This is a genomic window from Pusillimonas sp., assembly GCF_029263785.1.
Classification (GTDB): Bacteria; Pseudomonadota; Gammaproteobacteria; order Burkholderiales; family Burkholderiaceae_B; genus Pusillimonas.
In genome coordinates this window covers 1-4,562 of sequence record NZ_JAJUFE010000086.1, presented here as the reverse complement: position 1 = coordinate 4,562, position 4,562 = coordinate 1, and the positions used below count along the sequence as shown (strand labels likewise).

Below are 4,562 nucleotides of genomic sequence, written 5' to 3'. Positions count from 1 at the left end.
GATCCAAAGCCGCCGGTTACGTACTTTATTCCCTGCGCAGTCTCGGCTTGTGGCAGCTGCGCAAGCGCAAAGGGTGGCAGGCTTAATCCGGCGAATAGCATCAGGGCGGCAAACAGGTTGCGAGCCGACCTTCTGCCGTTCGCATAAGCAACGGCGCCAGCTACCCGGTACTGAGTCTGCTGATTCTTGGGTGTCATCTTTTTCTCCTGAAATTGGCAACGGCGCTTGCCCAACTCGCTCAATGCGACTGCGCCGCCGCCTTTTGATCAGGAGAACGGCCAGCACGATTCATGCCAGCCGGGGGTAAAGAACCGAATCAATCCATTTTGCAGTCGGCCGCGTAGACGTCGCCGTGATCTTCCACCAAAGTTTTGAGCGGGATGAAGTCCAGCTTGCCGGCGTCGTTACGGGCGATTTGTACGAGCTTCCAGTCTTGAATCGGGAACTGATTCTTGTCGAAACGGAACTTGCCTCGCACAGACTCGAAGTCGGCTTTGCGCAGCGCGTTGCGGAACGCACCGGCGTTGCCAACCACGTCTCCCCCGGCAGCCTTCAGTGCCGAGCCGATCAATAAAGCCGTGTCATAAGACGTTGCAGCATACGAGGTGGGCCGGCGCTTGTATTCCTTTTGAAACGCTTCCACAAATGCCTTGCTTGCCGGGTTGTCGTCGTTGATGGTCCAAAGCGAGCTCAAATAGTAGCCCTCTGCCGCGTCGCCAATTGCCGTCAGCGTGCGGTCGTCCAGCGCCAGTGTGGCCACCATTTTTATGTCCTTGCCCAGGTTCGAGCTGGCAAACTGCTTGGAAAAGTTGATGCCCGCGCCGCCCGGCAAGAACTGGAACACGCCATCGGGCTGAAGCGATCGGATCCGCGCCAGCTCGACTGAAAAGTCGGACTGATCGAGCTTGGTATAGATCTCGGCCAGCACCTCGCCCTTGAATTCGCGCTTGAAGCCGTTCAGTGAATCGCGGCCGGCCTGATAGTTTGCGCTGACCAGCACCGCCTTTTTGATGCCGACCTCGTTGGCGGCCATGCCCGCCGTATCGCTATGAGAGTCGTTCTGGAAAGCCGCCGCAAAGAAGTTCTTGTTGCAGTCCTTGCCCGCATACACCGACGGGCCGGGGTTCAGGCTGATGTAAAACCCGCCTTCCTTGACAACACTGGGCACAACCGCCATCAGCACGTTCGAAAAGTTGATGCCGGTAAAGATCCGGATACCGTCCTGAAGCATTTTCTCGGCAGACTGCTTGCCGGTTGCCGGCTTGATGCCGTCGTCTTCCACAACCAGTTCAACCGGTACGCCACCCAGCTTTCCGCCACCCTGCTTGATGGCCAGCAAGAAGGCGTCGCGCTCGTCTTCGCCGATATAGCCGGCTGGTGTCGACAAGGTGCCAATAAAGCCGATGCGAACCGGCTCTTGCGCCTGAGCCGCCGCAGCACAGATGGAAAGGGCAACTGCCGCCCCTACTTTCCTGATTAACCTCATGATGTCTTCTCCTTTGATGTTCGTCGTATGCTCGACTTATAAATGTTGCAAAGCAGGCGGTGCATTTTTGGCCTGCTGCACCGCAAGCACCGCTTCAGCCCATATGTTCACGCCATAAATCCAGGGCCTGCTGCACCGGACGGTCCGAGTAGCTGAACAGCACGGTGTCGCTGTCGGCTTCAAGCCGGTAGGGCATCCACGAAGGGCATACAAATACGTCCTTCGGGCCGAACTCGAGCACCATGTCGCCAACGCAACAACGCCCTGCCCCCTCAACAATGGCATATACCGTCGAGTCGGTGGAACGATAGCTTTGCCCGTTAAAGCCCGCAGGCAGCAGCTGCATGAACGTTGCAATCGAGGGCATGGCCCACCCGCCGGTGGCCGGATTCGTGTATTGCAGCTTGTGCCCCCAGCACGGATGAAGCTCGCTGTGCTGCTTCAGTTCTTCCAGTGCCTGGCGCGTACGCTCGTAGGGGTACCAGAACATCGGCGACGTCTTCGACTTTGGCTGGTAATTTACCGGCTTCATCGTATTGCCGAACTTGGCAAAGTTCACCGCTGCACTGGTATGGGTCTGTTGCGAAAGCTCTTGAGCGCCTTCCATAAATTGCGCGTCGAGCAGCTCGACAATGGGCACATCCAGCCCGTCGAGCCAGATCATGGGCTCCGAAGACGTATTACCGTGGTCATGAAACGTCCACGAAGGCGTAATCACAAAGTCGCCCACACCCATCGTGACCTTCTCGCCGTCCACCGCGGTGTAGGCGCCCTGGCCCTGCATGATAAAGCGCAAGGCAGATTGCGTATGCCGATGAGCAGGCGCCACTTCGCCCGGCAGAATCAGCTGCATTCCTGCGTACAGGCTGTGGGTGATACGCGTTTGCCCGCGCAGGCCGGGGTTTTCAAGCACCAGCACCCGCCGCTCGGCCTCTTGCGCCGAAATTATTCCACCCGCTTCAAGCAACCACTGCCTGACTTGCGACCACTTCCACAAATAGGGAAGGCACGGCGTTTTGGGTTCCTTCGTGATCACATCATGCAGAACCTCCCACAACGGGGTCAGGTTTGCAGGATTGATCTTGTCGTAAAAGTGTTGACGCTGCTCTTGAATAGAGTCAATGGTTTCCATCTTTAAATCCGCCAATGTTTTTCTGCGGGCGCCGGCCAGCCACTTTCATTGCCAGGCGCCAGCCTTTCGCTTCCGTTGCCAGGCGCCACCAATGGGGCTTACATGCCAGGGCTACCCCGCACGCACGTCTACCTGCATCGTGCCTATACCTTCGATATACGCTTCGATAACGTCGCCCGGCTGCACCGGCCCCACCCCCTCGGGAGTGCCCGTAAACAGGACATCGCCCGCATGCAGGGTGTAGAAGGACGATGCAAACTCAATCAGCTCGGCAATACCAAGAATCAGGTCGCGCGTGTTGGCGCGCTGACGAACCTCCCCGTTTACCGTCAACCAAAAATCAAGTTGCGTCGGGTCGGTGAGCTCGTCGGCCGTTACCATCCAGGGACCCAGTACGCTGTACGTGTCGCTGGATTTACGCAAGCTGCGTTCTTCCGGGCCACGTGCCGTCATATCCAGCCCTATGCAATAGCCCACAATGTGGTTCCACGCGTCTTCACGCGCAATGCGCGAGCCTGTCCTGCCAATGACCACGGCAAGTTCAATTTCGTGATCGTTACGCCTGCCGGCGTGCCGCAGTTCTACACCATTTCCGGCGCCCACCAAAGAACTGTTCGCCTTTAAAAACAGGCCTACCCGCTGAATTTCCGCCAGCTGATTATTGTGGTGAATCTGCGCATCGGCACGGGCTTCTTCCAGATGCTTGCGGTAATTGACCGGCGCTGCCACCAGCTTGCCGGGGCTGGCTATCGGGCTTAACAGCGTTGCCTCGGCCAGGGGCAGTCGCGGTGCCGACGGCAGCAACTGGTTAATGCGAGCCCGTACCTCGTCAAAGTGCAGAATCATCGGGTCGCTAACCGGCAGAGGGTAACGGACCACCGGAATCACATCCAGCGCACGGCTTACGTCCACGATTTCGTCGCCCTGCACAACGCCCAACTGGTTCGAATTGAAACGGCACAACTTCATTACAGCTCCTTTACAGACCAAGCATAGTTTTGCCCAAGCTTACTATTCGCTCAATAAAGCTATGCCTATAATTACCATTGTCTGTGCCAATAATGGGTCTGTTCCCCCGCACCACGCCATGGCCACTCTCGATCTCGCCGACCTGCTCATTCTTAAAGACGTGTATCGCACGCGTAGCATTACCCGCTCGGTCGAAAATATCGGCTTAAGCCAGCCCTCGATAAGCATCCGGCTCAACCAGATGCGCAAGCATTTTGCCGACCCCCTGTTCGTACGCACCTCGCAGGGCATGATGCCCACTCCACGCCTGGAAAGCCTGTTGCCTCGCATCGAACAGGCGCTGGCGCTGCTAAGCCCCGAAGGCGTGCAAGACAGCTTCGAGCCGCAGCATTCCAGCCGCGTTTTCCGGCTGGCACTGGCCCATGTCTCGCAACTTGCACTGCTGCCCGAACTGGTGGCATTGCTGGATCGCCAGGCGCCGGGCCTGCGAATCGAGTGCCTGGACCTGGGCCCGGCCACCGGTAAACAACTGGAAACCGGTGACGTAGACCTGGCAATTGGCTACGCCACCGAACTGCACTCGGGCTTTTACCAGCAGCGCCTGCTTACCGAGCATTACGCCTGCGTCGCTCGCAGCGACCACCCCCGAATTAGCCACAAGCTTTCGATGAAGCAGTTCCTGAGCGAAGCCTTTGTTTCGCTGGATGCGCCGGCAACCGTTCATGCCCGGCTCGACAACGTGCTGGAAGAAATAGGCATCAAGCGCAGGGTAAAAGTAAGAGTGCCCTCGCTGTTGGGCATGGAGAAGATGATTACCTCGACCGAACTGCTGGCTATTCTTCCCAGCCGAGTGTGCAGGATGCTGGCCCTGGATGGGTCGGTGAAGGTACTGGCGCTGCCGTTTACCCTGCCCTCGTACGACGTAAACCAATATTGGCACGAGCGGTATCACCAGGAACCCGGCCATGTGTGGCT

At 57.9% G+C, this 4,562-nt stretch carries 5 protein-coding genes; 1 reads left to right on the top strand and 4 read right to left on the bottom strand.

The window, feature by feature from the left end:
* The 4 genes from Q1J88_RS12715 to Q1J88_RS12700 all read right to left on the bottom strand — a co-directional run.
* Window positions 1–197: hypothetical protein (locus tag Q1J88_RS12715; RefSeq protein WP_301118103.1), on the bottom strand; the 197-nt coding region annotated here is incomplete at its 3' end.
* 119 nt (window positions 198–316) lie between these two features.
* Window positions 317–1,486, bottom strand: coding sequence for an ABC transporter substrate-binding protein (locus Q1J88_RS12710; RefSeq protein WP_301118102.1), 1,170 nt, complete (start codon window positions 1,484–1,486; stop codon window positions 317–319).
* A 94-nt stretch (window positions 1,487–1,580) separates the two neighbouring features.
* Window positions 1,581–2,618 carry a gentisate 1,2-dioxygenase gene (gene gtdA / locus Q1J88_RS12705; protein ID WP_301118100.1) on the bottom strand — a complete coding sequence of 346 codons (1,038 nt, stop codon included), beginning with the start codon at window positions 2,616–2,618 and terminating at the stop codon, window positions 1,581–1,583.
* 111 nt (window positions 2,619–2,729) lie between these two features.
* Window positions 2,730–3,587 (bottom strand): fumarylacetoacetate hydrolase family protein, encoded by an 858-nt coding sequence (locus Q1J88_RS12700; RefSeq protein ID WP_301118098.1) that lies wholly within the window; start codon window positions 3,585–3,587, stop codon window positions 2,730–2,732.
* A gap of 118 nt (window positions 3,588–3,705) precedes the next feature.
* On the opposite strand from Q1J88_RS12700, the gene Q1J88_RS12695 reads away from it, so the two are divergent.
* Window positions 3,706–4,562: LysR family transcriptional regulator (locus Q1J88_RS12695; RefSeq protein ID WP_301118097.1), on the top strand; the 857-nt coding region annotated here is incomplete at its 3' end.